Annotated in this window: 17 protein-coding genes and 1 pseudogene; 13 read left to right on the plus strand and 5 right to left on the minus strand. The window is 41.6% G+C overall.

The window, feature by feature from the left end:
* Window positions 1–16: 16 nt before the first annotated feature.
* A complete protein-coding gene (locus tag LPH68_RS12290) occupies window positions 17–1,375 on the minus strand; it encodes a DUF4925 domain-containing protein (protein WP_151923449.1) in 1,359 nt (452 codons plus the stop codon).
* Between the two features lie 239 nt (window positions 1,376–1,614).
* Here LPH68_RS12290 and LPH68_RS12295 point away from each other — a divergent pair, with 239 nt between their 5' ends.
* Complete coding sequence (locus LPH68_RS12295; protein WP_032851078.1) at window positions 1,615–2,466, plus strand: AraC family transcriptional regulator; 852 nt, start codon at window positions 1,615–1,617, stop codon at window positions 2,464–2,466.
* A 707-nt stretch (window positions 2,467–3,173) separates the two neighbouring features.
* Here the strand turns inward: LPH68_RS12295 and LPH68_RS12300 are convergent.
* Window positions 3,174–4,358, minus strand: coding sequence for an aminopeptidase C (locus LPH68_RS12300; protein WP_004314251.1), 1,185 nt, complete (start codon window positions 4,356–4,358; stop codon window positions 3,174–3,176).
* A gap of 133 nt (window positions 4,359–4,491) precedes the next feature.
* Between LPH68_RS12300 and LPH68_RS12305 the strand changes: the two are divergent.
* Window positions 4,492–4,716: pseudogene (locus LPH68_RS12305) on the plus strand (hypothetical protein); the annotation flags it as partial.
* Entirely contained in the window at window positions 4,703–5,017 is a 315-nt protein-coding gene (locus LPH68_RS12310; protein ID WP_008025926.1) for a hypothetical protein, read from the plus strand. The pseudogene LPH68_RS12305 and the gene LPH68_RS12310, both read left to right, overlap by 14 nt.
* Here the strand turns inward: LPH68_RS12310 and LPH68_RS12315 are convergent.
* On the minus strand, window positions 4,981–5,508 hold the full coding sequence (locus LPH68_RS12315) for a hypothetical protein (RefSeq protein ID WP_004314253.1): 528 nt from the start codon (window positions 5,506–5,508) through the stop codon (window positions 4,981–4,983). The genes LPH68_RS12310 and LPH68_RS12315 overlap by 37 nt on opposite strands.
* 184 nt (window positions 5,509–5,692) lie before the next feature.
* Here LPH68_RS12315 and LPH68_RS12320 point away from each other — a divergent pair, with 184 nt between their 5' ends.
* Together LPH68_RS12320 and LPH68_RS12325 are read left to right on the plus strand one after the other, a co-directional pair.
* On the plus strand, window positions 5,693–7,915 hold the full coding sequence (locus LPH68_RS12320; RefSeq protein ID WP_015531548.1) for a cation:proton antiporter: 2,223 nt from the start codon (window positions 5,693–5,695) through the stop codon (window positions 7,913–7,915).
* Window positions 7,896–8,741 (plus strand): patatin family protein, encoded by an 846-nt coding sequence (locus LPH68_RS12325; protein WP_004321607.1) that lies wholly within the window; start codon window positions 7,896–7,898, stop codon window positions 8,739–8,741. Before LPH68_RS12320 ends, LPH68_RS12325 begins: the two co-directional genes overlap by 20 nt.
* Window positions 8,742–8,828: 87 nt before the next feature.
* Here LPH68_RS12325 and LPH68_RS12330 read toward each other — a convergent pair whose 3' ends face one another.
* A complete protein-coding gene (locus LPH68_RS12330; protein WP_015531547.1) occupies window positions 8,829–9,851 on the minus strand; it encodes a YafY family protein in 1,023 nt (340 codons plus the stop codon).
* Between the two features lie 224 nt (window positions 9,852–10,075).
* On the opposite strand from LPH68_RS12330, the gene LPH68_RS12335 reads away from it, so the two are divergent.
* A complete protein-coding gene (locus LPH68_RS12335; protein WP_151923448.1) occupies window positions 10,076–11,956 on the plus strand; it encodes a DUF4980 domain-containing protein in 1,881 nt (626 codons plus the stop codon).
* A 171-nt stretch (window positions 11,957–12,127) separates the two neighbouring features.
* Here LPH68_RS12335 and LPH68_RS12340 read toward each other — a convergent pair whose 3' ends face one another.
* Window positions 12,128–13,000: an aldose 1-epimerase family protein gene (locus LPH68_RS12340; protein ID WP_009039311.1), complete on the minus strand. Its 873-nt coding sequence runs from the start codon at window positions 12,998–13,000 to the stop codon at window positions 12,128–12,130.
* Between the two features lie 277 nt (window positions 13,001–13,277).
* Here LPH68_RS12340 and LPH68_RS12345 point away from each other — a divergent pair, with 277 nt between their 5' ends.
* The 7 genes from LPH68_RS12345 to LPH68_RS12375 all read left to right on the plus strand — a co-directional run bounded on the left by LPH68_RS12345 (window position 13,278) and on the right by LPH68_RS12375 (window position 25,908).
* Window positions 13,278–16,361, plus strand: coding sequence for a TonB-dependent receptor (locus tag LPH68_RS12345; protein ID WP_117683571.1), 3,084 nt, complete (start codon window positions 13,278–13,280; stop codon window positions 16,359–16,361).
* 24 nt (window positions 16,362–16,385) lie between these two features.
* Entirely contained in the window at window positions 16,386–18,143 is a 1,758-nt protein-coding gene (locus tag LPH68_RS12350; RefSeq protein ID WP_117683572.1) for a RagB/SusD family nutrient uptake outer membrane protein, read from the plus strand.
* A gap of 22 nt (window positions 18,144–18,165) precedes the next feature.
* Window positions 18,166–19,296: a glycosyl hydrolase family 28-related protein gene (locus LPH68_RS12355; protein WP_015531542.1), complete on the plus strand. Its 1,131-nt coding sequence runs from the start codon at window positions 18,166–18,168 to the stop codon at window positions 19,294–19,296.
* Between the two features lie 37 nt (window positions 19,297–19,333).
* Window positions 19,334–21,286, plus strand: coding sequence for a DUF4960 domain-containing protein (locus LPH68_RS12360; RefSeq protein WP_015531541.1), 1,953 nt, complete (start codon window positions 19,334–19,336; stop codon window positions 21,284–21,286).
* 125 nt (window positions 21,287–21,411) lie between these two features.
* Window positions 21,412–23,259: a GH32 C-terminal domain-containing protein gene (locus LPH68_RS12365; RefSeq protein ID WP_117683573.1), complete on the plus strand. Its 1,848-nt coding sequence runs from the start codon at window positions 21,412–21,414 to the stop codon at window positions 23,257–23,259.
* Between the two features lie 559 nt (window positions 23,260–23,818).
* Entirely contained in the window at window positions 23,819–24,985 is a 1,167-nt protein-coding gene (locus tag LPH68_RS12370) for an MFS transporter (protein WP_004300990.1), read from the plus strand.
* A 35-nt stretch (window positions 24,986–25,020) separates the two neighbouring features.
* A complete protein-coding gene (locus tag LPH68_RS12375) occupies window positions 25,021–25,908 on the plus strand; it encodes a carbohydrate kinase (protein ID WP_008025948.1) in 888 nt (295 codons plus the stop codon).
* Window positions 25,909–26,048 lie beyond the last annotated feature (140 nt).

The following is a 26,048-nucleotide window of genomic DNA, read 5'->3' on the forward strand; positions in this document are numbered from 1 at the left end:
TATTCATAGTTGATGTTTATTCTTGTGGCAGAAGATCCAATCCTAAGTCAATAGTATTGGCTGCATTCCATAAAACCGGCAGACCATTTTCGTCATTTCCCATGAGAAGTCCGAGCAGGTTTTTAAATACAGTATTGTTGGCCATGCTTTCCGGCAACATTCCTTCCACTATTGGTTGCAGTCCGGGCAATAATTGAATGAAAGCAGTTGTCGACTCTTTGGTTAAGTAAAGATGGGTATGTCCGTCTTCCTCTTCTATATGAAAGATAATTCCTTCAGTCAGTAAGTAGAATACCTGCTGGAAGCTCGCCGTATCCATGCTGGTTATGATACCGAGCAATGGATTGTCGATCATGGAGTTTACGATTCCGAGCAACAGTTTCAGTTGTACAGGATTGGATTGGGCAAGAGCTTCCATAATTCCGGAAACCAGTCCTGAATCGATAGGAGTTTCACCGTCCTTGGTTGCCAGACTGATAATTGCCGGTAAGTTCAGGTTTATTTTAAGTCTATCGCTCTCCTCTGTCCAGGTGATTAGATTAATTGGTGAAGCGGTCCACGTACGGTCTGTCAATGCATTATTGATATCTTTTTCCGTCAGTAAACCAATCATAAACTTGGTGACAAATGTTGCGATGGTACCGACGTCTTTATCCGGATCTATGTTATTGATCGGTACGCTGCCGATGTAAACGGGACTCGTCGTATAATTGGCTACAAGGTTACCGTCGGGTTGTAGGGTGATTGTCTGAAGAAGTTGCGGTATGAAATAGCAAAGTGCATTTTGAATCAGTTTCATCCTTAAAAACAGTGTACTGCCCGCTTTGGTCAGTTCCACGTCATCCAGATGGACATAAAATCCTCCGGTTAAGATTTCATTCGTTTCTTTCCATACATATTGCCCTCCGCTGTAAGTGACAGTCATTTTCTTTCCTTTAGTGAAATTGGATATGCCATAACTTTTCTTCCATTTACTTTGCGGCATTACTACATCCAAATCTAGTTTCATTGTTTTCGGAGTGATGGCACCGCTATATGTCACGGTTGCTCCTCCCATCGTGACGTTTTTGCCGCTAAATGTATAAGAGTCTTCCTGTTCGCACAGACTGATTGGAAGAGGAGTTTGTTTCTCTCCCGGGATAATGTCATTCAGTGTCAAGGTTCCTTTTTCACTGTCTTCTGTTTTAAAATCGACAGTTTTTCCAACGAGTTTCTCCCCGCTGTAGGTCAGGTTCAAGGTAGCCGGTTTGATGTATGAGCCATACTCCTGGCAGAGTTCACCCGGCCAGAATAGCTTGCCATTATAGGTTTCCTCGCAAGATGTAAGGAGGAAAGCCGTACAAGCTACATAAAAAAGTCTTTTTAAAGTTCTCATTCTCTTCTAGGTTTTATTTCAACATATTTATTAAAACGATGCAAAGTACGGCTAATAGGTGACTGCCGTCAAGCTCCATTCTTGGGATTCAATATTCTATATTTGCTATTTTCTTAAATACAATTCTAATAAAGAAGAAAATAATGTTCTATTTGTAGGATATAATATACCATTTTTGAACTTGTTGTCCGGAATCCGGATGAAATGGATATTTTTGGTAAATTAAAAAAGAACTGACGATGACAACTAACGAATCCTTTCCTAAATTTGACCTTCCGGTTGATTTTATAGCAGATGACAGTATCACCGGAGATATCTTAAACTACTATGGTAATTTCCCCTGTAAAATAAAAGCCGGTGTCTTTATGCTTTGTACGGAAGGGATGGTCAGAGCTACCATTAATTTGTTGGAGATTGTCATTCGTAAGAATGATTTCATCGTTGTTCTTCCTAATTCATTCATTCAGATACACGAAGTTTCGTCCGATACCCGTATTTCTTTTGCCGGTTTCTCGTCCGATTTTATGCTTTCGGGCAATTATGTGGAAATCCTGCTGGACTTTATGCCTATGATATTGAACAGTCCGGTCATTTCTCTGCAAGAGGATGTTGCCGGCTTATACCGGAATGTATATCTTTTACTGATTCGTGCTTATACACTCCCACATTCATTAGAAAATAAAGAGATCATACGTTCCGTACTGGCTATTTTTTTGCAGGGAACGAAAGAATTGTATAAACGCTATGGCAAGAAGCTCGATGAACCTTTGAGAAGAGAACAGGAGTTGTACAGGCAGTTTATACAGTTGTTGATGGTTCATTATACCAAAGAGCATGAAGTGGCGTTTTATGCGGAGAAGTGTGGGGTTACTGCGGCACATTTCTCAAGTGCCATCCGTCGGGCAAGCGGATACAGTCCGTTGGCAATCATTACAGAAATTATTATTATGAATGCGAAGGCCCAATTGAAAACCACCCGGTTGCCGGTGAAAGAAATAGCTTTCTCGTTAGGCTTTAACAATCATTCTTTTTTCAATAAATACTTTCGTAAAAAGGTGAAGATGACTCCGCTGGAATATCGCGAGAAATAAATCTGCGTCTGCTTAAAATTGGACTATACATAAAAATGGGATGTTTTATACATTCTCCCTGCTGTCAATCAGAGCCGGTATGCAAGAGGTTGATAAAAAATCGCTTAAATATGTATCAGGGAAATGCGAAAAGACAGCGCTTTGCTGATGGAAGATCCTTTTGGTACTTATTTGCTTTCAGAGTCGGAGTAAATGAATGATTCTTTTCCTATTATATAGCTATTTGCTATATAAAGAATCAATGGATTCTGAAGTGAAATAACTTGGAAATGGCTCTTCTTTCAGCCCCAAAATCCTTTCTCACCGATGAACGCTGGCTTGGTCGGTGAGCAAGGATGCGTTTCTCACCGACCAAGCCTGCGTTTCATTAAAAGCAAGGGTGCATTTATACCATAAAGACCGTCTGTTTTTCCTTGTATTTATGCATAATAAGGGGCTGTATGTGTATAATCTTGCATTAATTCATGCATTTTATTCTCTGCTTGATTTGATTCATAGCCACTGTCAAACGGTAGAATCTTAAAAATAGAACAAAACTGTTTACCGTTGAAATCCGTTCTTTGGTCGATTCTATTTGGAGGAAAAAAGCAGCAGTCTTACTTTGGTTTCGATAACATGGAGTAATCCCGGAAAATAACTGCTTAAAAAAGCCTCAGAAGCTATTTGTAGCTAATGAGGCTTTTTATTTATAAAGGATGGGTACTCGTTTATTTGATTCCCAGTTTTTTAGCAATCTCTTTAGGCAGTGCGTCTTTGTGTACAAGAATATTCATAGTCTTGTAAGCAACGAATGCTTTGGAAGCATACCAGATACCATTGTATTTGCCTGATTTACCCCAAGAATTCTTCACCATGAAGTATTCTTTTCCGTTTTGGTCTTTAGCGATACCGTAGATTACCATTCCGTGGTCGTCCGTAGTTTCCCAATTGTCGAAAGCAACTTGGCGCATTTCTTGAGTGACGTCGATTTCCGGGTATGGTTTGGTTGTCATCATTTGACGTTTGTTAGCAGCAGTCAGGCCGGTCCAGCGAGCCATATCCGAACCGGAAAGTTCAGATTCTTTGTTTACATCTGGCATAACGGCGATACCGTCACGTGTGAATCCCTGTTCGCTGACGTCACTACCCCATGCAAAAGTATAACCTTTCTTTACAGCATTGTCCATCACAGCCATCAGCTCTTCGATAGGCAGGTTGTAGGATAAACCATTGCGCCAATTATCCTGAATCTCGATTGCGAATTGAGAATAGAATGGATGATGTGTATAAGAAGTCAGTGATACATAGTCGTCACAGTTCAATCCCAGTGATTCAGAAAAAGTCTTCGGAGTATATTCTTTGCCTTTGTATGTGAACTTCTCCGGGCATGCTCCCAGATAAGTATCATAAATAGCGCTTAGTCCGTTTTTCCATACCGGAGTCAGTTTGCTCAACTTACCTTTCGCAATAGCATTGATGTAACCGGAAGCAACAGCATCCAGTTCGTTATGCACCGGCAACGTGTCACCGTACATGATACCCGGCATCACCTCTTGAGGAACAATACCATAATTCTTGATGCAGTACATTACATCATAAAAACTTCCGCCCGGGGAGAAAGAACTGTCACCATGATAGCGTACATAGTTTACTCCGCGATCCTGCATCGTTTTGTGTACGACAAACATTTCAGACAGGTCATACTCGCCTTTACCTAAGCGAAGCAATTCTGATTCAATGAATCCGAGAGTTGAGAAACTCCAGCAAGTGCTCGAACGATTTTGATTCTTGATAGAAGTAATCGGGTTTTCTTTCACTGTCGTGAAAACAAAACCTTCTTCAGGTTTTGCATCTTGTGCCATGATGTTTAGGCTGAACAAGCCTAAAGCAGCAATAAGGATTGTCTTTTTCATTCCTATGAAATTAATATTAAATTGTTTTGGCTACAAATATAGGAAAGTTTCACCACAGATTACACAGATTTACACAGATTATTTCACCACAGAGGACGCAGAGGACACAGAGGAAGATAAAGGAAAATTGAGATCAGGACAGACTGCAGGAAGCAGTTACCGCTCTAACTACTGGATTTACGACCCTTTGACAGACCTGTGAGATGGGGAGGATTTGACCGATTTCGAAGGAAGCACACGCTCGAAAGCTGTATGTTTTTCTACCGGAAAACGGGGAATTATAGCTACAGGAGGATCTTCCACTTATTATTACGATGATACCTGGGAGTTGAAACCATACGAATATGAAGAGAAATAAAAAAGTAATAGGTGTTAGTTGCTTTGTCTTACTGCTTTTAGTGGGAATCATGTATGTGTATGTGCATCCGGTAAATAGATACCGTTTGGAAGTGACCCGGGTTGGAGGTAGTGGGTACGGCTATAAAATTTATGAGAGAGAGCGTTTGATAATTGTTCAACCTTTTTTATTGGCACAATCATGCCACCTTACTGGCACGACTGTGTCAATATGGTGGCACTGGAGTGCCAATACGATGGCACAAGGTAAAGCATTAAGTACAGATTATTTGTTCTCTTCTTCTTTGGGTGCTACTACATAATCTTCTTTAATAAACTCATCATACACACGCTTGGGATGATCGAATGGAGCGGTTCCATTCTTCTGTTCATTGAAGTTTTCCCTGCGGAATTGTTTCAGTTTCAGGTTATCTTCTGCATACTCTCTCAATTTCTTATGCTCATTTCCGTAGAGCGAACTTTCAGTCACGTCAGAATTGAGCAGGTTTTCTTTAGGAGTAATAGTAGGTAGGAGCACTTGTTCCAACAGACCACGATAGGCACCGTTATATTCGCACCATACGATATCGTTGGTTACAAATATACGATAGGAGTACTTTGACCATGCGGTTTTGATTTCAATAGATGTAGCATAAATTTCAATGGTAGCTTCTGAACCATACGCTTGGTCACGGATCACAACGGTCGTCCGACCGCTCAGTTCTTCCTTCACGGAAGTTTGCCACTTATCAGAGTGTAAGATTTCTTCGATAATTTCCGGCAAATTTTCTTTAATCTCAAACTGTATTCTCATGGTGCTTGCCTGCGGGCAGGACTTTTTTGATTTTTTCCTCCTTAAACAATTAAGCTAGCCTAAAGTTACATAGATTGAAGCAAAAAAACAAGATTTTGTTTGAGAATTTGTTATTTTCGCCAAACTATCTGCCTTTTTCGTTTGTTTTTACCATAAATATGCACAAATCGTAAAAATAAAGTTTATGCGGAACAGGGCCCGGAAGAATTATGTCATTTATGTACTGATGTTACTCCTGTTTGGAGGGTTGATTTATGTTGCTATTGAAGAGGGTGACCGGTTTTCGCACTATGCGGTAAATGCGCAGAACATGGTACAGGGGAATCCATTCACTATGTTTCTCCAGTTTATACAGGATAATCTTCATCATCCGCTCACTACCTTGTTGATTCAGATTATAGCCGTACTGCTGATGGTGCGTCTTTTTGGCTATTTGTTCAGTCTGATCGGGCAACCGGGAGTGATTGGAGAGATTGTTGCCGGTATTGTGTTAGGACCTTCCGTACTCGGCTTTTTCTTTCCGGATGCTTTTCATTTCCTTTTTCCGGCACACTCGCTTACCAATCTTGAACTGTTGAGTCAGGTGGGACTGATCCTTTTTATGTTTGTCATCGGTATGGAGCTGGATTTCAGTGTACTGAAAAATAAAATCAATGAAACGCTGGTGATTAGTCATGCCGGAATCCTAGTACCCTTCTTTCTGGGCATCTTGTCTTCTTACTGGGTGTACGAAGAATATGCAGCTGCCCAAACTCCGTTTCTTCCATTTGCTTTGTTTATAGGTATTTCTATGAGTATCACCGCTTTTCCGGTATTGGCGCGCATCATTCAGGAGCGGAATATGACGAAGACTCCTTTAGGGACGCTGACCATTGCTTCCGCTGCCAATGATGATGTGACAGCCTGGTGTCTGTTGGCAGTGGTGATTGCTATCTCCAAAGCAGGAAGTTTTGCCAGTGCACTTTATTCAGTGGGGCTGGCAGTTGTCTATATTGCGGTCATGTTTTTGGTCGTTCGCCCATTTCTGAAGAAAGTGGGAGAAGTATATGCCAACCGGGAAGCAATCAATAAAACATTCGTGGCATTTATTCTGCTCATTCTTATTATTTCTTCTTGTCTGACCGAAATTATTGGTATTCATGCACTATTCGGAGCCTTTATGGCAGGGCTAGTGATGCCGTCCAATCTGGGTTTCCGGAAGGTGATGATGGAGAAGGTGGAAGATATTTCATTAGTCTTCTTTTTACCTCTGTTCTTTGCCTTCACCGGATTGCGCACGGAAATCGGTTTGATAAACAGTCCGGAGTTGTGGATGGTATGTTTACTGTTGGTGACGGTTGCTGTTGTCGGCAAACTGGGTGGATGTGCCATTGCCGCCCGTTTGGTGGGTGAGTCGTGGAAGGATAGTCTGACGATAGGGACATTGATGAATACACGGGGATTAATGGAGCTTGTCGCTTTGAATATCGGTTATGAAATGGGAGTTCTTCCTCCTTCTATATTTGTAATTTTGGTCATTATGGCGCTAGTTACGACCTTTATGACTACTCCTTTGCTTCATTTGGTGGAACATATTTTCGTACGTCGGGAAGAAAAATTATCTTTGAAGCACAAATTGATATTTTGTTTCGGGCGTCCGGAATCCGGGCGTGTGTTGCTTTCCATTTATGATTTGTTATTTGGGAAGCAGTTGAAGAAAAATCATTTGATTGCAGCACACTATACGGTGGGCACGGATCTGAATCCGTTGAATGCCGAACATTATGCCAGCGAGAGTTTTGCTTTGCTCAATCAACAGGCAGCGAAATTGAATATCCAGGTAGATAACCATTATCGGGTGACAGACAAACTTGTACAGGAAATCATCCACTTTGTCCGTAACGAACATCCTGATATGCTGCTTTTGGGAGCCGGGAGTCATTATCGTTCGGATATGCCGGGAACTCCGGGAGCAATTTTATGGTTAACGCTCTTCCGGGATAAGATTGATGAGATTATGGAGCAGGTGAAGTGTCCGGTGGCCGTATTTGTCAATCGTCAGTATCGGGAAGGCACGACGGTCAGTTTCGTATTCGGCGGAATGATTGATCTGTTTCTTTTTTCCTATTTGGATAAGATGTTGCAGAACGGACACTCGGTACGTCTTTTCCTTTTTGATACGGACGATGAAGAGTTCCGTGGACGCATTGACGATTTGCAGGTGCGTTATCCGGAACAAACGATGATAGTGTGGTTTGCGGGAGTAGAAGATTTAGTGACTGAAGAGAAAGACGGGTTATTGATAATGAGCCATCTTTCTTATACGAAATTATCCGAGGATGAGGCTGTGATGCGTGAATTGTCATCTTTGCTGGTAATCCGCCGGAATAAGAATACGGGAGATAAAAATGAAGGACTTGAAAATTGATGAATCTACGGGATTAGTGTTGGAAGGCGGGGGAATGCGTGGAGTATTCACCTGCGGTGTGCTTGATTATTTTATGGATCACGATATCCGGTTTCCCTATGCGATAGGAGTGTCTGCCGGTGCGTGCAACGGGTTGTCGTATGCATCACGGCAACGGGGACGTGCCAAGTACAGCAACATTGACTTGTTGGAGAAGTATGATTATATCGGTCTGAAACATTTGCTCAAAAAGCGTAATATACTGGACTTTGATCTGTTATTCAATGAATTCCCCGAACATATTCTTCCTTACGATTATGAAACATATTTTGCTTCACCGGAACGTTTTGTGATGGTGACTACGAATTGCATCACGGGAGAAGCCAACTATTTCGAAGAGAAAAAAGACAGTCGCAGGGTGATTGATATTGTCCGCGCATCCAGCAGTCTCCCTTTTGTATGTCCTATTACTTATGTAGACGGGGTTCCCATGCTCGACGGAGGAATTGTAGATTCCATTCCTTTGCAAAGAGCCATTACGGATGGCTGCACGAGAAATGTTGTGGTACTCACCCGTAACCGAGGGTATCGGAAAGATTCGAAAGACATTCGTATCCCTTCATTTGTATATCGGAAATATCCGAAGTTGCGCGAAGCGTTAAGTCGGCGGTGTGCTGTTTATAATGAGCAGTTGGAAATGGTAGAGCGCATGGAGGATGAAGGACAGATTATTGTTATTCGCCCGTTAAAACCTGTAGCCGTAGACCGCATCGAGAAAGATGTGCAAAAGCTGACAGAGTTTTATCAGGAAGGGTACGAATGTGCGAGAGCCTTACTTGAAGAATAAAGTTTCCATAGTTGAACAATAGACAGGCTCTCCATGCTTTTTTGTTTTTCTTGAATGTCAGATAGGATAATTGGGCGTGTTCCCTTTTCATTTCGAATGGGTATATTGTTCAGCAGCCTTTTTTAGTTTCCTACCCATCAATTCTACCAGAGTCTTCGGATAAAGAACTTGTATTCCCTCGGCATATCCGAAGAATACTCGTTCTAACTCATGGTTGATGACGACTTCAATTTCCAGTATGACACTTCCGTCAGCTAATCTTTCCACCACTTGCTGGCTGCGGTGTATAGGCTTGGTTATGATGTAAGGTGCTTCGGCAGCCGCTACCTTGAAACCGACTTTCTCCGCTACACTTCCAGTGTTTTTAGTGACTCCTACCAGATCATCGAAGAACGTGTTCGGATCGAAGAACGTATTTTTTATGTAATGTTCTTGTGGCAGAACCTCCAATGATTGTATTCTGTCCAAAGCTAAATTTTGCAAGATCCGTCCGTTTCCTCTGACACCATAAACGAACCATCGGTTGCGATACTCTTTTAATAGATAAGGATAAAAAATAAAGCTGTTGGCCGAACGTGCCTTGAACGAACGATATTTGAGCTGTATCGGATGCTCGTTTACAATCGCGTGATAGATCGTATCCAGATAATCCAGTCCTTTCAATGATTCATTCTTTTCAAAGTCAATGACAGGAGTGGTTTTCATCCGGGCAGAAGCAACGTGATCTTCCAGGCGGTTGATAATATCGCTCATTTCCGTAAAATAGGAGAAGCCTTTAAACTGCCTCAACACTTCCACTGCTTCCGACATCGTTTTCAGGTCTTGTTCGTTCAGCGGAGTTTGTGTAATGCTGTATTCCGGATCTTCGTATTTATAGTATTTATTTTCGTACACCACAATCGGAGCGTTATAACCCAGCTTCTCGCTGCGCATCATCTGTATATCCATTTGTACCGTACGTTTGCTTATGCCTTTATCGATGCCTTCGTATTCATAAAGGGCATCCGAGCAAGCATCTACCAAATCTTCCAACGTCCAGCGTCGATAAGGATTACGCAGACAGTTATCAATTGTTTTATAACGGATTAAGGCATTTCTATTTGCTGGCATAAGTAGAAGAATAAAGATTGGCTTCAAAAGTAGAAAAATAAATTCAGGAAAACAAAGAGGTTACAGGTCTTTATTCTTGGATGATAAAAGAAAATTCTTAGGATTTGTATCAAATTTGATACCCTTTGAAACAAAGTTTATAGGCGAAGGCGAAGATACCCCCTATCTTTGCCTTCGTCTATTTTGGATTAAAAGCTTGTATAAACTAGGAATACTTTGTTGCCATGAAAACAAACCCTTGGATGAAACTATGTAAAGGTGCAATACTTGCATTGGCAGTCTCTTACGGACTGACTTATTGCCACACCACTAAAAGCAAGTTGACCTTGGAACAGAAAGGGGATAGCCTGACTGTCATCCACATTACCAATCCGACTAATTATATATTGCTTCCTATAGAAGAGGAAGCTGCGGAAAGTCAGGTTCTGCTTGATACCGGAGAGGCTGCGGATACCGATATGGATATTCGTCTGGCACAGACTCAAGTGGACTATTTTGTTCCCTTTGCTTTGCCTGCCGGAGCGAAGGCTGCCACCGTCCGTGTTCGTAATAAATCAAAGGATGCACTTTGCTGGAAAGAAATCAAGCTATCTGATACTTTTGATACAGCCAATACGGAAAAGTTCCGCCCTGTTTACCATCATACTCCTCTCTATGGCTGGATGAATGATGCCAACGGATTGGTGTATAAAGATGGAGAATATCATTTGTATTTTCAATATAACCCTTACGGTTCTAAATGGGGAAATATGCATTGGGGACATTCTGTCAGTAAGGACCTTGTACATTGGGAACATTTGGCCCCAGCTATTGCCCGTGATACATTGGGACATATCTTTTCCGGCAGCTCTATTGTCGATCAGGAGAATGTAGCGGGGTATGGAGTAGAGAGCATCCTGGTTTTTTATACTTCTGCCAGTGACAAAAACGGGCAGGTCCAATGTCTTGCTTTTAGCAAGGATAATGGACGGACATTTATTAAATATGAGAAGAACCCCATCTTGTGCCCTGCTGATGGTTTGAGAGATTTCCGTGACCCAAAAGTGTTCCGGTATGAACCGGAAGATAAATGGGTGATGATTGTCTCCGCCGATAAAGAAATGCGTTTCTATGACTCTAAGAATCTGAAGGACTGGAACTATATGAGCAGCTTCGGAGAAGGATACGGAGTGCAACCTTGTCAATTTGAATGTCCGGACATGGTGGAACTTCCGGTAGATGGAGATCTGAACCGTAAGAAATGGGCATTGATAGTGAACGTCAATCCAGGATGTTATTTTGGAGGAAGTGCCACTCAATACTTTACAGGAGACTTTGATGGAAAGAAATTCAGTTGTGATAGTCAGTCGAATGTCACGAAATGGTTGGATTGGGGCAAAGATCACTATGCTACCGTTTGTTTCTCAAACACTGGAGAACGGACGATTGCTGTTCCTTGGATGAGTAACTGGCAATATTGTAATATTGTCCCGACAAAGCAATTTCGTAGTGCTAACGCTTTGCCGCGTGAGTTAAGCCTTTATACACAAGACGGTGAAATTTATCTTTCAGCAGCTCCGGTACTGGAGATAAAGACTCTGCGAAAAGAAAAGAAAGAGATTCCGGCATTTACGGTTGCCAATGATTATCATATTGATTCTTTATTGGCTGATAATGATGGTGCTTATGAACTGGCATTGGAAATTACCGCCGGAGAAGCGGAGATAATGGGATTCAGCCTCTTTAATGATAAAGGGGAAAAGGTGGATATCTACTTCAATCTTCCGGAAAAGAGATTGGTTATGGACCGGACGAAAAGTGGTATCGTGGATTTCGGAAAGAAGAGTGTACCTCATGAAATAGAGGTTCACGACCGCAGAAAGACGACTTCCATCAATTATATAGATGATTTCGCATTAGCTACCTGGGCACCGATAAAGAAAGAGAATAAATATACGTTGGATGTCTTTGTTGATAAATGTTCTGTAGAAATATTCCTGAATGGAGGAAAGGTAGCAATGACTAATCTTATCTTTCCATCGGAACCATACAACCGTATGTGTTTTTATAGCAAAGGAGGTTCATTTCAAGTAGATTCATTCAATGCGTATCGGTTGGGTTTATAATAGAAATAGAAGTTACACAATAGATGTTTGCATAGATTCAGTAAAAGCAACAAGTATTGATTGCTTTTTAAGGATTCATAGGTTAGATTTATAAGTTAGGTTTTGTAGATTAGAATTAGGTATTTAGTAGCTGTCAGATGTGAAATCCGGCAGCTACTTTTTATTCATCAATTATTCATCAATTTCAATTGTATATCCTCCTTGGAATATCTCTTCCGGTTGTAAGTGCTGCATCCAGTCCTTATCTTTATATTCACCAGTATAATGTGCGCGGTCGCAACGTCCGTACCAAGGTTCGATGCAGACGAAAGGAGCATTCTTTGCAGGTGGAGACCAAAGACCGACTACCGGAGCGTTAAAATGTAAACTAAGATAAGCCTGTTTCTCTTTATTATATAAGGTAACTTTACGGACCTGTTCATTTTCCAGTATCAAAGCATCTTTATCAAAAGTATGCGTGTCCAGTGGTAATAATCCGTCTGTCAACTCTAAAGAATATTCTGTGGAAGGATCAGCGCATCCCTTTTCTGAAATGAGAATATATTTCAAACCGTTTTCCTTGTCAAATCCGAAGAACCCTCTTTCAGAATTGCTTGCATCGAACTCCGGCCAATAGAAAGCTGGATGTGCCCCAATCTGAAAATACATATCCTTTTCACCGCTATTCTTTACTTCCCACATAACCTCAATTTTCTTTCCCTGGATGCGATAGCCTATTTCCAGACAGAATGAAAAAGGGTATTTATGCAAAGTTTCTTCATTGCTGACAAGGCGGTAACGTACTTCATCCTCTTTTTCAGAAATAAGAGTAAATTCCATGTCACGGGCAAAACCATGTTGAGTAAGCGTATAAGGAATCCCTTCATTCCGATACTCATTTTCCCATACGCTCCCTACAATCGGGAATAGGACAGGAGAGTGTCGCTTCCAAAAAGCAGGATCGGCTTGCCACAGATATTCTTTTCCATTGGCGACGATGCTGCAGAGTTCAGCTCCGTGAGGAGATACTTGAATCGTGAGTTGTTTGTTGGAGATTGTTTTCATATCGTTGATTTTTTCAGTTGACTACAACCAGTAGTTAACTCCATTTTTTAAGTTCTTATCACCTGCAAAGGTAATATTTTCCATACTTACTGGAGAATAGATATTCTATAATTCTTCTATTTCGAAGAATAATGTATAAAACCCTATAAAATAGCGTTCTATGCAACAAATGTTATAGCCTTTGAAACATTTTTTTCAGTCGTTTGATATAAATCAACCGTAATTTGCATCATCGATTTAGTAAAATTCGTACTTTTAATTTAATAACATCAAACTAATGCTTAGTATTATGAAGAACAAAAAACTTCTTTGTAGCGTTTGTTTCCTGTTTACTTTCATGTCAGTCCTTTGGGGGCAAAACATAACAGTGAAAGGAAACGTTACTTCAAAGACTGATGGTCAACCAATTATTGGTGCTTCCGTAGTGCAAAATGATTCTAAATCAACTGGAACTATCACAGATTTGGATGGTAACTTTACTCTTAGTGTACCAACGAATGCATTATTGGCAATTTCTTATATAGGATATAAAGAAGTAATTATTGCCGCTAAACCTTCATTGAAGATAGTGATGGAAGAGGATGCTAAGATGATTGACGAAGTGGTTGTGACAGGTTATATGGCTGAAAAGAAAGCCAGTCTGACAGGTTCGGTAGCTGTAGTGAAGATGAAAGAGGTGGCTGACATACCTACTGGTAATGTGATGTCAGGTTTGCAGGGACGTGTAGCCGGTATGAACGTAACAACTGATGGTAAACCCGGAGGTGGTAACACAGATACTAAGTTACGTGGTATTACTACCATCAACAATTCTTCTCCTCTTTATGTAATAGACGGTGTTCAGACACATGATAATGTGGCTTCTATTATCTCATCCAATGATGTTGAATCCATTCAGGTGTTGAAAGATGCAGCTTCGGCTGCCATTTATGGTGCGCAAGCTGCCAATGGTGTCATTATTATCACCACAAAACGTGCTAAGGAAGGCGATGTAAAAGTAAGTTTTGATATGTCGCTCACTGCCCAGACTTTTACTGGTGGTATTGATATGCTTGACGCTTACCAATGGGGTGATGTGTATTGGCAGGCTTATAAAAATACTTTTGGAACCAATCCCAATAGTGTAGTATATGGAAATGGAGAAAAGGCCCAACTGCAAGAATATTATTTTGACCAGAATGGAGTGAAAATAAAGTCGGGCAACACTGATTGGGCAAAGGAAATATTTGGTACGGCTTTAATGCAAAATTATAATCTTTCTCTTTCTAAAGGGTTTAAGGATGGGAATGTGGCTCTTACCTTAAATTATATGAATCAGGATGGTCTTTGCCGTAATACAGACTACGAACGTTTTAATTCGCGTTTAGCCTCTAATTTTCGCTTTGTAGATGGTAAAGTGCGTGTGGGTGAAAGTATTTCGGTGAATCACTGGTTGGAGCATCTTAATCCTGCCGGTATAGAAGAATTGGTTATTGCCCAGCATCCGGCCATTCCTGTGTATGATGAAAATGGAGGGTATGCCGGTGGCTATGTGGATATATTGGGGGATAAGCCGAATGCCATTCGCTTGACAGACAATGAAGCCAATAATCGTCACAAAAGTTGGCGTATCTTTGGCAATGTTTATTTGGAAGTGGAACCCATTAAAAATCTAGTGTTGAAGAGTCAATTTGGTTTGAACTATACTACCGGTTTCAACTCAACTTTCGTCCCCAAATGGAGTGAAGCCGATCGTAAGGTAGATGTAAATGAACTGACCGTACGACAAGATAATAGCGTGCAATGGGTATGGTCGAACACTGCCAATTATAGCATAGACCTTGGGAAGAACAATATCAGTGCAGTGATAGGAACTGAAGCTAAGAAAGAGAATGGTGAACATTTACAGGGATATGGTCGCGGATTGGTGATAGAAGATCTCGATTATCGTTACTTAGACACTGTAACTGAAGGAAAAAGTGTGAGTAACAATGCTTCTACCTATGCTATGGTCTCTTACTTTGGTAAGGTGAACTATGCGTTTGATGATAAATACCTTATATCAGGAACAGTGCGTCGTGATGCTTCTTCACGTTTCGGTAAAGGGAATAATTCTGCTATCTTTCCTTCAGTATCTGCCGGTTGGAGAGTATCGCGTGAAAAATTTATGGAATGTACGCAAAACTGGCTTTCAGATCTTAAATTGCGTGCATCGTGGGGGATAAATGGTAATGATCAGATTGATAACAATGCTACTTACAACCTCTATTACACTAACATGTCCAATGGCTCATACAATTTCAATGGGGATGGTACAACGGTATTGCCCGGAGTACAGAAAGACCGTTCGGGTAACAACGACCTGAAATGGGAAGAGACCAAACAACTGAACTTTGGTATTGATGCTGCTTTCTTTGACAACCGTTTGGGACTGACACTGGATTATTTTCAAAAAAAGACTACTGGTATGTTAATCCAGAAACCTTATATAGGAGTGATCGGTGAAGGTGGATATAAATGGTACAATGCTGCCAGTATGGATAATAGCGGTGTGGAAGCAACCTTTACTTGGCGAGATGAAATAAAGGATTTCAAGTATGATATTTCGTTCAACCTTTCCTATTATAAAAATGAAATTACCGAACTTCCGGATGTAATCAAATATACTTGGGGAGGTGGTAATGGTGTGGACAAAACTATTGTAGGTCAACCTTACGGATCATGGATGTCCTATAAAGCTGATGGTGTATTCAAAACAAAACAGGAGGTATATGAATACCTAAGCAAATATGATGTACAGATTGGTGCTCCCGGCGTAGGGCGTATTCGCTACAAAGACCTTAACGGTGATAACATTATCAATACTGCTGATATGGATTGGCAAGGGAGTGACCAACCTAGATTTATTGGTGGTTTGAACATCGGTGCATCTTACAAAGGATTTGACCTTTCTGTATTCTTCAATGGTATGATTCGCGATGCATGGAACAATTCCAAGTTTTATACCGACCTTTTTCAAGGTTGGACAGGTAATCACTCTGTACGTTTGATGGATGCAATGCATGCTTGGAATGCTTATGAGCAAACCGGAGTTTATAATTGTGATATCCCTGCATTGACTGTGGTTGATAATAATGTAGAAACACGCAGTTCCACTTTCTTTATTGAAGATGGTTCTTATGTGAAGTTGAAAACTTTAACTGTGGGTTATACTTTCCCGGATAAGTGGATTAAGAAAGCGCATCTTTCCAATTTGCGTTTGTATCTGCAAGCACAGAACGTTTTTACGCTGACTAATTATACGGGTGCCGACCCGGAAGGATTGGGCTATCCATATCCCCAACCTCGTACCTATACATTCGGTCTATCACTTGGTTTTTAATTTTTATCCTAAATACAGAACATTATGAAATTGAAATATATCTTTGCAGTAGGTGTGATGGCACTATTGGCAAGTTGCGATGAGAGTCGTTTTCTAGATATTAAACCTCAGGGTACACTCAATGACGATTTGTTATCATCGGCCGATGGTGTAGAGCTTTTGGTTACTTCAGCTTATGCAGGATTGAAAGGTCCTAATCGTGATATGCACTGGGTGCCGATGACCAATTGGACGTATGGTGAAGTACGTTCGGATAATGCCTACAAAGGTGGTGGCGGTGTAAATGATGGAGACTTTTGTACGCTGCTTGAAACCTTTAAAATAGATGCTACATGGGGCAATGCCGACGAAAAATGGTTTCAACTTTATTGTTGCTTGCAACGTTGTAACAGCGCATTGCGGGTAATGAATACGCTTGATGAGAACGCTTTGCCGATGATTAAAAGTCGTAAAGCCGAAATGAAAGTGATTCGTGCACACTTCTTCTTTGAACTGGTTCGCCTTTTCAAGCAAGTACCTTATTTTGATGAGAATGTGGAAAATGATGACTATAAGTACATTCCCAACAATCAGTTTACCCGTGAAGAACTTCTGGGTAAAATAGCACAAGAATTTCTTGATGCTGCTAACGATTTGCCTGATACTCAATCTCAAGTAGGGCGTGTCACTAAGAACATTGCTTATGCTTATGCTGCCAAAGCTAGACTTTATCAGGCTTACCGACAAGATGATAATAACCAAGTGGTTGCTATTGATAAACAATTGTTAGCTGAAGTGGTGACTCTTTGCGACAAAGTAGGTGCGCAAGGAAAGGCATATACTCTTTTGAACGATTTTCAGAAACTTGATCAATTGGAATATGAAAATGGGGTAGAGTCTGTGTTTGCTGTACAATATTCGATGGATGATGAAACCGATGGTGCCGGGAATATAAACTGGAGTAATCTGTTGAATGCTCCTAAAGGTCCTTATGGTGGCGACGGATTTTTCTTACCCAGTCAGAACTTGATCAATGCCTATAAGACAGATAACTATGGATTGCCTTTGTTTGATACTTTCAACGCCGATGACTATGGAATATACGAAGGAAGTGAGCTCACCAACATTGATGCAACTGTGGATCCTCGTTTGGATTTCGTTACCGGTCGTCCTGGTATCACTTGGAAAACATATACCGTTGAGCCTTGTAAAGCAAACTGGATACGTAACAGCGGTGAATATGGCTTTAATTGTACAAAGCGCTTCTACATCTCGCCTGAAAGTGAAGATATGTTCCAAGGTTGGCCTTGGGGAGCTTCTCATCTCAACTGGCAGATAATTCGCTATGCTGATGTATTGTTATGGAAGGCTGAAGCCTTGATAGAGATTGGCGAAGCTACCGGACTGGAAGAGGCTCGCAAAATTATTAACCGTATTCGTCTGCGTGCCAAAAATAGTCCTTATGTAAAAGACTTTAAACATTCCGAACAGGATGCAGCTAATTATCTGATAGGCGAATATCCTGCTGAGGGCTGGAGTCAGGACTTTGCCCGCAAGGCATTACGTTGGGAACGCCGTATGGAGTTTGCTATGGAAGGTGACCGTTTCTTCGACTTGGTACGTTGGGGGATTGCTGCGGAAACCATGAACAGTTACATTAGTGTGGAGCAGAATAAGCGCGTTTATTATCGTGGTGCTCGCTTTGTTCGTGGTAGAGATGAATATTTGCCTATTCCCAATGCACAATATAACTTCTCTGAAGGCAATTATGTGCAGAATCCCGGATATGGTAAGTTTAACTAGTATAAATTCCTTAAATATAAATATGATGAAAATAAAAAGATATTTGCTTAGCACTTTCTGTCTGTGTTTGTTCACGGCTTGCGATAGTGATGATAATCTGTTGTGTTATGGCACTCATACTGAAATCGAAGGCGATGTTACCACATTCGGAGCTGTTGGCGATGGAAAGACGGATTGTTCGAAAGCCATTAATAGTGCTATTGCTTCCTTGCCTTCCGAAGGGGGAGTAGTGGTTATTCCTGAAGGTGATTTTGTGCTCGACGCTCCCATTGTGATTAATAAGCACAATGTGACATTCAAAGGGTTGAATCCCGGTATGCGTAGCAATATTGATGTGAATGGAATAAATGAGTTGTTGGGTCCTGGTGGCGGAAGTAAATTGGTGGCGCGTAATGCCGAAGCTGCTATAAAAGTAGAGACAGGCGTGAAGGGTGTAAAGATTATGAACCTGATGGTGTCCGGTGGTACGGAAGCTAAGAACATCGGCATACACTTTGCCGGTACGAGTGATGATGGAATGCTTTCTAATATTATTGGTATAAATTTGCATACAGGCGTCAAGATAGAACAAGCGAAAAACATGCAGATAATCAATTGCTGGGTATGTGAGCTTCCCAATAGTATGGTGCTGATTGGTGGCGAGAATATTAATATCAAGAATTGCCAACTGGGTGCTCAGCCCACTGGCATAACCTGTAAGGCGCAGGGAGTGAACAAACTTTCGTTTGTTAATAATCAGGTCTATCCTGACGGGCGTGAAAATTTAGTGCTTGATGGTTGTAATAACTGTATTGTTGAAGGTAATAATTTCAAAAGCTACTACAATGGTATTCTCGTGTTGAGTGGTAATGATAATCGGGTAAATAAGAATATTTTTTGGCTTACCGGAGCTCTTCAAAATCAGATGCTCGACCATGGTGATGACTTTGGCATAATCAATGTAAAGGGTAACAACAATATGTTTGTATCCAACAGTTTGTCATGTGAATGGGCTTATACTGATGCTGTGGCCGTAAATGCTACTCAAGGAACAGGAAATGTGTTCAAAAACTGCTTTATAGATAATTTGGAGAGTTATCGGGTATTCCTGGTGAACTCAGGAACTGAAGTTTCTAATTGTGTATCATCTGATAAGGTGAGCATAGTAGAATAACCTCCTCAACATACACCATTATTAATATAGTAACACCATGAAGATAAATAAATTCTTAATAAGCGGAATGCTCCTGATGTTGGGCACATCTTGCAGCAATGACGATACCTATACTCTCTGTGATGAATGTAACGGTCAGAAGATTATAGACATAACCCAATTCGGACTTCCAACCGATGGGTCCACTGATTGTGCTGATCTTATAAATGCTATTATAGCCGATCTTCCGCCCGAGGGAGGAACGATACTTATTCCCGAAGGTACTTTTCGTTTGGATAGTCCCATTCAACTTACGCGTAATTTCGTAACATTGAAAGGTGTGAACGATGAAGCGGTTACTGCTGCTGCCGATACGCGGGAAAGTCGTCTGGTGCTTGGAAATGCCGAATATGCGTTACACGTTGCCCCTGTTGCCGATATAGACGGACGCAAAAACCGCATTAGCGGTGTGGAGGTAAACGGACTTACGCTTGTGGGGAAGGGGGACCATCAGGGAACCGGAATTTATGTAGAACATGATAATGACCGCCTGCACTTCTTCAATATTAAAATGGAAAATATGTACCAGGGCATTAAACTCCAAGGGTGTGACGCCATAACATTAGCTCGGATAGATGCAACCGATGTAGTGAATGGCATTGATATGAATGGTGGCATACAGAATATGGTAACCAATTCTGTATTCGGCTCAACACAGGGCGGTGTAACGGCACGTATTTCCGGAGAAAGTAATCTGATATTTTCTCACAACAAACTAACGGCAAATGATGATCGCTGTGCTAATTTTATAGGTTGTAACCGGGTGAATATCTCGGATAATGAATTTACAGGAAACAAAATGACTTTCTTTGATATAAGCGGACAAAACAATCTGATAAGCGATAACTTGTTCACTGTAAACAGAAGCGAAAATCAACTCAATGGCAAAGAAGCAGACTATGGCGTGATTCATGTGAAAGGCGAATATAATCATTTCACATCGAACACCATTCAGGTGTCTTGGAGTGACAATATAGAAAACCCTGTGACTGTAAATGCTGCGGAAGGTGAAAATAATCGTTTCGCAAGTTTCACGATAGAGAATACGAGCAGCAATCAGGTATTTTATATCAGCGAGTCGTCCGAAGTGATAGATTGTGGAGTGACGGAAGAAAATATAAAGGTGAAACCTTCCGAAGCGCAGGATTTGACAAATGCAGCTTACGTGATAACGTATGATACTCCCGAAGAGATAGAAGATGATGATGAAAAAGCTTCCTATGCGTGGTTCAAGAAGCAATTTGTAAATGGTAAAGTCATTACTTCCGCTACATTGACTGATGAGGACCTTTCTGCTTATGATGTTATTTGGGTACATATAGACCGTGTCGGCATTGGAGCAGGATGGGATAAATTACCTTTGTCTGCTGATGCAATTGCCGCGTTGGCTACTTATTATAAGAATGGCGGAAATCTGTTCTTAAGCAATCATGCGACTCAATTGGTTGTACCATTTGGACGTACCGAACGGCTACCAGGAATATTTGCAGATGGTGAAGGAGGAGATGGGGCAGACATTTGGACAATTAATGCCAATATCGGAATGGAGTATGATCATCGGGCTCATCCGGTTTTTGCTGGTATGGTTACTTCTTCCCAATTCCCCCATGAAACATTCCCGTTGATCGGGCCTGGACGGCGTGAAGACCATAACTGTATGTGGGACTTGAATTCTTATGGCTTCCCCGCTCTTTATCCCAATGCAGGAAATGTGGTGAAAGCGTTTGAAGAAGAAAATAAAGCTACCGTTTTGGCGACTTGGGGACACGTAACGGATTATTGTTGTGCCGGAATGGTAGAGTTTGCTCCGACAGCGGAATATCAAGGTACATGTATAGCTCTCGGTCTGGCTGCTTACGAATGGAATCAGAATAGTAATATAAACGTTTATCAAGATAATATTGTGCTCATGACGAAGAATATATTACATTATCTAAGCGCTAAGAAATAGATCGGTAACATTTTTTTTATCTTTTGAAACAAAAGTGATAGGTGTAACTATCCGTTGCACCTATCTTTGCATGGTGACAAATAGAAGACATTGAATATTAATAATTAACTCTAATACCATCTGACATGAATGTATTATTCTCGTTTAAACAAGTACAGACCTTTTTGACTATTCTGGTTATGATGATTTTCTCATTTTTGGATGCTTCGGCCGATACTTCTTCCTTATTAATAAAAGATTTGGGTGAAGGACATTGCCTGGTACAGATAAATACAAATCAACGTTATTTGCTTTTACCTGTAGAGGAGGTAATGCCTGATGTACGTGTCAGCATGATCGTTAATAATAAAGAGGTGAATGTTGCGGATGTTCGTCTGGCAGTGAACAGAGTGGACTATTTTGTTCCGCTGGATCTTTCGGCTTATGCTGGTAAAAACATACTGTTGAAATTTAAATTAGGCTCGAATGATCCTATACGGGGGAAACTTTCTGCTGTTTGTTGCAAGGAAATGAAATTGTCCGACACGTTCGATACGGGCAACCGTGAAAAGTTCCGTCCTACTTATCATTTCTCACCTCTTTATGGGTGGATGAATGATCCTAATGGAATGGTATATAAAGACGGTGAATACCACCTTTTCTATCAATACAATCCTTATGGTTCCAAATGGGGAAATATGAGTTGGGGACATGCTATCAGCCAAGATCTTGTAAACTGGAAACATCTTCCTGTAGCTATTGCTCCCGATGCATTGGGGACAATTTTCAGTGGCTCGGCAGTTGTCGATTTTGATAATACAGCTGGTTTTGGTGCAGGTGCCATTATCGCCATCTATACACAAAACAGTGACCGACAAGTACAAAGCATTGCTTACAGTACTGACAACGGACGTACTTTCACCAAATATGAGAATAATCCGGTACTGACGTCCGAAGCGCGTGACTTCCGCGACCCGAAAGTATTTTGGTATGAAAGCACCAAACGCTGGATCATGGTATTAGCAGTAGGGCAGGAGATGCAGATATTCTCTTCTCCTAATCTGAAAGATTGGACCTTTGAAAGTCGTTTCGGTGAAGGGCAAGGTGCACATGGTGGTGTTTGGGAATGTCCCGATTTGTTTGAACTTCCAGTAGAAGGTACCAATGATAAGAAATGGGTGCTGCTTTGTAATTTGAATCCCGGAGGTCCTTTCGGAGGAAGTGCTACTCAATATTTTGTAGGCTCCTTCAACGGAAAAGAGTTTGTAAACGAATCACCCTCCAAAACCAAATGGATGGACTGGGGAAAAGACCATTATGCCACCGTGACTTGGAGTGATGCTCCCGACAACCGCCGCATCGCTATCGCATGGATGAGCAACTGGCAATACGCCAACGATGTTCCTACCTCCCAATACCGTAGCCCGAACTCCGTTCCCCGCGACTTGAGCCTGTTTACCGTAGATGGTGAGACTTACCTCCAATCAGCTCCCTCTCCCGAACTGCTGGCTTTGCGTGATGCTTCCAAGAAACGCTCGTTCAAAGTAAACGGAACACGCACAATTAAAGAAATGATTCCCAGCAATGACGGTGCATACGAAATAGAACTGACGATTGAAAATCAACATGCAGACGTAATCGGCTTCCGTCTCTACAATGACAAAGGCGAAGAAGTGGATATGCAGTATGACATGAAAGAAAAGAAATTCTCAATGGATCGTCGCAAGAGCGGAGAGGTCAGCTTCAATGAGAATTTCCCGATGTTGACCTGGACAGCAATTGAACAAGGTGGAAACGAGGAACAAGGCGGCAAAGAGGCATTGAAACTCCGTCTGTTTGTGGATAAATCCAGTGTGGAAGCCTTTGGAGATGGTGGACGTTTTGTGATGACCAATCAGGTATTCCCTTCGGAACCTTACAATCATATCGATTTTTACAGTAAAGGAGGAGCTTATAAAGTAGATTCGTTTGTGGTCCATAAGTTGAAGCCATAAATATCTCTTGTTCGCCCTATGCGCTCTTTGTATGTTTCCCTATGGATGAATACGTCTTTCCTTAAGGGATAGTAGGTGGATAGTAGGGATATACTTGTGTTAAACCTACGGTATTACTGATTCGTCACGGCCGTGACGAGTTCCTACCATGGCCGTGGAAAGATCTTCCCACAGCCATGACGAATTCCTACCACGGCCGTGGTAAGTTAGTAATACCGTAGCTTCAAGGTTACTATGCCGTAGGTTTAAGATAAAGATACCGTAGGCTTGAGGTATTGATGCAATAAGGAGAGCGTAATTCATATAGGCGACGAACAGATAACTAACGGTAGTACCCACACGACTAACAGCAGATTGTAAATTGAATCATATAACTGCATGATATAAATAGAATAAGTACTCATGCAAAATATAATTTTATATTATTAGGCACGGATTACGCGGATTACACGGTTGCTATCTGACAGCCATCATTCGAGAAGCCGTGTAATCCGCTTAATCCGTGCCTAGATTTATGATATAAACTAATGATGATAACATATTTAGATAAAAAAAAACAATGGAAAACAGTAAAAACTCTTCCCTTTCCAAACTAATCCCGGTGATGCTTTGCTTCTTCGCCATGGGATTTGTTGACCTGGTAGGCATTGCCTCCAATTATGTAAAGGCAGACCTCGGTTTGTCGGACTCGCAGGCGAATATCTTCCCTTCACTGGTATTCTTCTGGTTCCTCATCTTCTCCGTGCCCACAGGCATGTTGATGAGCCGCATCGGTCAGAAGAAAACCGTATTGCTTAGTTTGCTTGTGACTTTTGCTTCTTTGTTATTACCGGTTTTCGGAGACAGTTATATGCTGATGCTGATTTCTTTCTCCCTTCTGGGCATCGGAAACGCGTTGATGCAGACTTCCCTGAATCCGTTGCTTTCTAACATCGTACGTGGCGACCGTTTGGCAAGCAGCCTGACTTTCGGGCAGTTTGTGAAAGCCATTGCCTCTTTCCTTGCTCCTTATATTGCCATGTGGGGAGCGACACAAGCCATTCCGACTTTCGATTTAGGCTGGCGCATCCTGTTCCCGATTTACATGATTGTAGCCGTTATTGCTATCCTGTTGCTCAATGTCACACAGATTAAAGAGGAAAAAGAAGAAGGCAAACCGTCTACTTTCGGACAATGTCTCGCTTTGCTTGGCAAACCGTTTATCCTGCTTTCTTTTATCGGTATCATGTGTCACGTTGGAATTGATGTGGGTACAAACACCACTGCCCCCAAGATTTTGATGGAACGTCTCGGCATGGGACTCGACGATGCGGCTTTTGCAACAAGCCTTTATTTTATCTTTCGTACGGCAGGCTGCTTCCTCGGTTCTTTCATTTTACGTAAGATGTCACCGAAGTCTTTCTTCGGCATTAGTGTTGTGATGATGCTGATAGCGATGGCAGGTTTGTTTATATTCCATGACAAGACAATGATTTATGTATGCATCGGTCTGATTGGTTTCGGTAACTCCAATGTGTTCTCCGTAGTCTTCTCGCAGGCATTGCTTTACCTGCCGGGTAAGAAAAATGAAGTTTCCGGTCTGATGATTATGGGACTGTTCGGCGGCACGGTATTTCCGTTGGCTATGGGAGTAGCATCCGATGCCATGGGACAGAGTGGGGCAGTAGCCGTAATGACAGTGGGCGTGCTTTATCTCTTGTTCTATACGTTCCGTATTAAAAAATAATTTTATAACTTTGGAAACAATAAAATCCGTAGATCATGAATAATATAATCGTAGGAATGGGCGAGGCACTTTGGGATGTGTTGCCCGAAGGAAAGAAAATAGGTGGTGCTCCGGCAAACTTTGCCTATCATGTATCACAGTTTGGTTTTGACAGTCGCGTGGTGAGTGCCGTGGGCAAAGATGAGTTGGGAGACGAGATTCTGAACGTATTCAACGAAAAGAAACTGAAAACGCAGATTGAACAAGTGGATTATCCTACCGGTACGGTACAGGTGACACTGGATAACGAGGGAGTGCCTTGTTACGAAATCAAAGAAGGCGTGGCATGGGATAACATACCTTTTACGGATGAACTGAAACGTTTGGCATTGAGTACGCGTGCCGTTTGCTTCGGTTCCCTGGCTCAACGTAATGAAGTGAGCCGTGCCACTATCAACCGTTTTCTGGATACGATGCCCGACATAGACGGACAACTGAAAATCTTTGATATTAATCTCCGCCAGGACTTCTACACCAAAGAGGTATTGCGCGAATCTTTCCGCCGTTGCAACATTCTGAAGATAAACGACGAAGAACTGGTGACCATCAGCCGTATGTTTGGATATCCCGGCATCGACTTACAGGATAAATGTTGGATTCTGTTGGCAAAATACAACCTGAAGATGTTGATTCTGACTTGCGGAATTAATGGCAGTTATGTGTTTACCCCGGGTGTTGTCTCTTTCCAGGAGACGCCGAGAGTTCCGGTTGCCGATACGGTGGGGGCAGGTGATTCCTTTACGGCTGCTTTCTGTGCTTCCATTTTGAATGGAAAACCGGTTCCCGAAGCTCACAAACTTGCTGTTGAAGTTTCTGCTTATGTCTGCACGCAAAGCGGTGCAATGCCCGAACTTCCGCAGGTTTTGAAAGACAGACTAATGTAATTGTTTGATGGAAAGTAAGTATAGAGGTATATCTCATTCGTGGGAATATACCTCTTGTTCTTTGGCTCACCCGATAATCATTGGGGGTATGCATAAATCTTAGCCAGTCTAAAGAGGAAGAATTTCTCATCCACTACTCC

The sequence above is a fragment of the Bacteroides sp. 1_1_30 genome (assembly GCF_020982715.1).
Taxonomy (GTDB): domain Bacteria; phylum Bacteroidota; class Bacteroidia; order Bacteroidales; family Bacteroidaceae; genus Bacteroides; species Bacteroides xylanisolvens.

What these genes read in the sequence shown, in the direction of transcription:
- LPH68_RS12335 (WP_151923448.1), top strand. Translation starts at nt 10,076, where the DNA reads ATGAAAACAAACCCTTGGATGAAACTATGTAAAGGTGCAATACTTGCA.
- LPH68_RS12340 (WP_009039311.1), bottom strand. Translation starts at nt 13,000, where the DNA reads ATGAAAACAATCTCCAACAAACAACTCACGATTCAAGTATCTCCTCAC.
- LPH68_RS12370 (WP_004300990.1), top strand. Translation starts at nt 23,819, where the DNA reads ATGGAAAACAGTAAAAACTCTTCCCTTTCCAAACTAATCCCGGTGATG.
- LPH68_RS12330 (WP_015531547.1), bottom strand. Translation starts at nt 9,851, where the DNA reads ATGCCAGCAAATAGAAATGCCTTAATCCGTTATAAAACAATTGATAAC.
- LPH68_RS12345 (WP_117683571.1), top strand. Translation starts at nt 13,278, where the DNA reads ATGCTTAGTATTATGAAGAACAAAAAACTTCTTTGTAGCGTTTGTTTC.
- LPH68_RS12310 (WP_008025926.1), top strand. Translation starts at nt 4,703, where the DNA reads ATGAAGAGAAATAAAAAAGTAATAGGTGTTAGTTGCTTTGTCTTACTG.
- LPH68_RS12355 (WP_015531542.1), top strand. Translation starts at nt 18,166, where the DNA reads ATGATGAAAATAAAAAGATATTTGCTTAGCACTTTCTGTCTGTGTTTG.
- LPH68_RS12375 (WP_008025948.1), top strand. Translation starts at nt 25,021, where the DNA reads ATGAATAATATAATCGTAGGAATGGGCGAGGCACTTTGGGATGTGTTG.
- LPH68_RS12360 (WP_015531541.1), top strand. Translation starts at nt 19,334, where the DNA reads ATGAAGATAAATAAATTCTTAATAAGCGGAATGCTCCTGATGTTGGGC.
- LPH68_RS12325 (WP_004321607.1), top strand. Translation starts at nt 7,896, where the DNA reads ATGAAGGACTTGAAAATTGATGAATCTACGGGATTAGTGTTGGAAGGC.
- LPH68_RS12320 (WP_015531548.1), top strand. Translation starts at nt 5,693, where the DNA reads ATGCGGAACAGGGCCCGGAAGAATTATGTCATTTATGTACTGATGTTA.
- LPH68_RS12290 (WP_151923449.1), bottom strand. Translation starts at nt 1,375, where the DNA reads ATGAGAACTTTAAAAAGACTTTTTTATGTAGCTTGTACGGCTTTCCTC.
- LPH68_RS12315 (WP_004314253.1), bottom strand. Translation starts at nt 5,508, where the DNA reads ATGAGAATACAGTTTGAGATTAAAGAAAATTTGCCGGAAATTATCGAA.
- LPH68_RS12350 (WP_117683572.1), top strand. Translation starts at nt 16,386, where the DNA reads ATGAAATTGAAATATATCTTTGCAGTAGGTGTGATGGCACTATTGGCA.
- LPH68_RS12295 (WP_032851078.1), top strand. Translation starts at nt 1,615, where the DNA reads ATGACAACTAACGAATCCTTTCCTAAATTTGACCTTCCGGTTGATTTT.
- LPH68_RS12365 (WP_117683573.1), top strand. Translation starts at nt 21,412, where the DNA reads ATGAATGTATTATTCTCGTTTAAACAAGTACAGACCTTTTTGACTATT.
- LPH68_RS12300 (WP_004314251.1), bottom strand. Translation starts at nt 4,358, where the DNA reads ATGAAAAAGACAATCCTTATTGCTGCTTTAGGCTTGTTCAGCCTAAAC.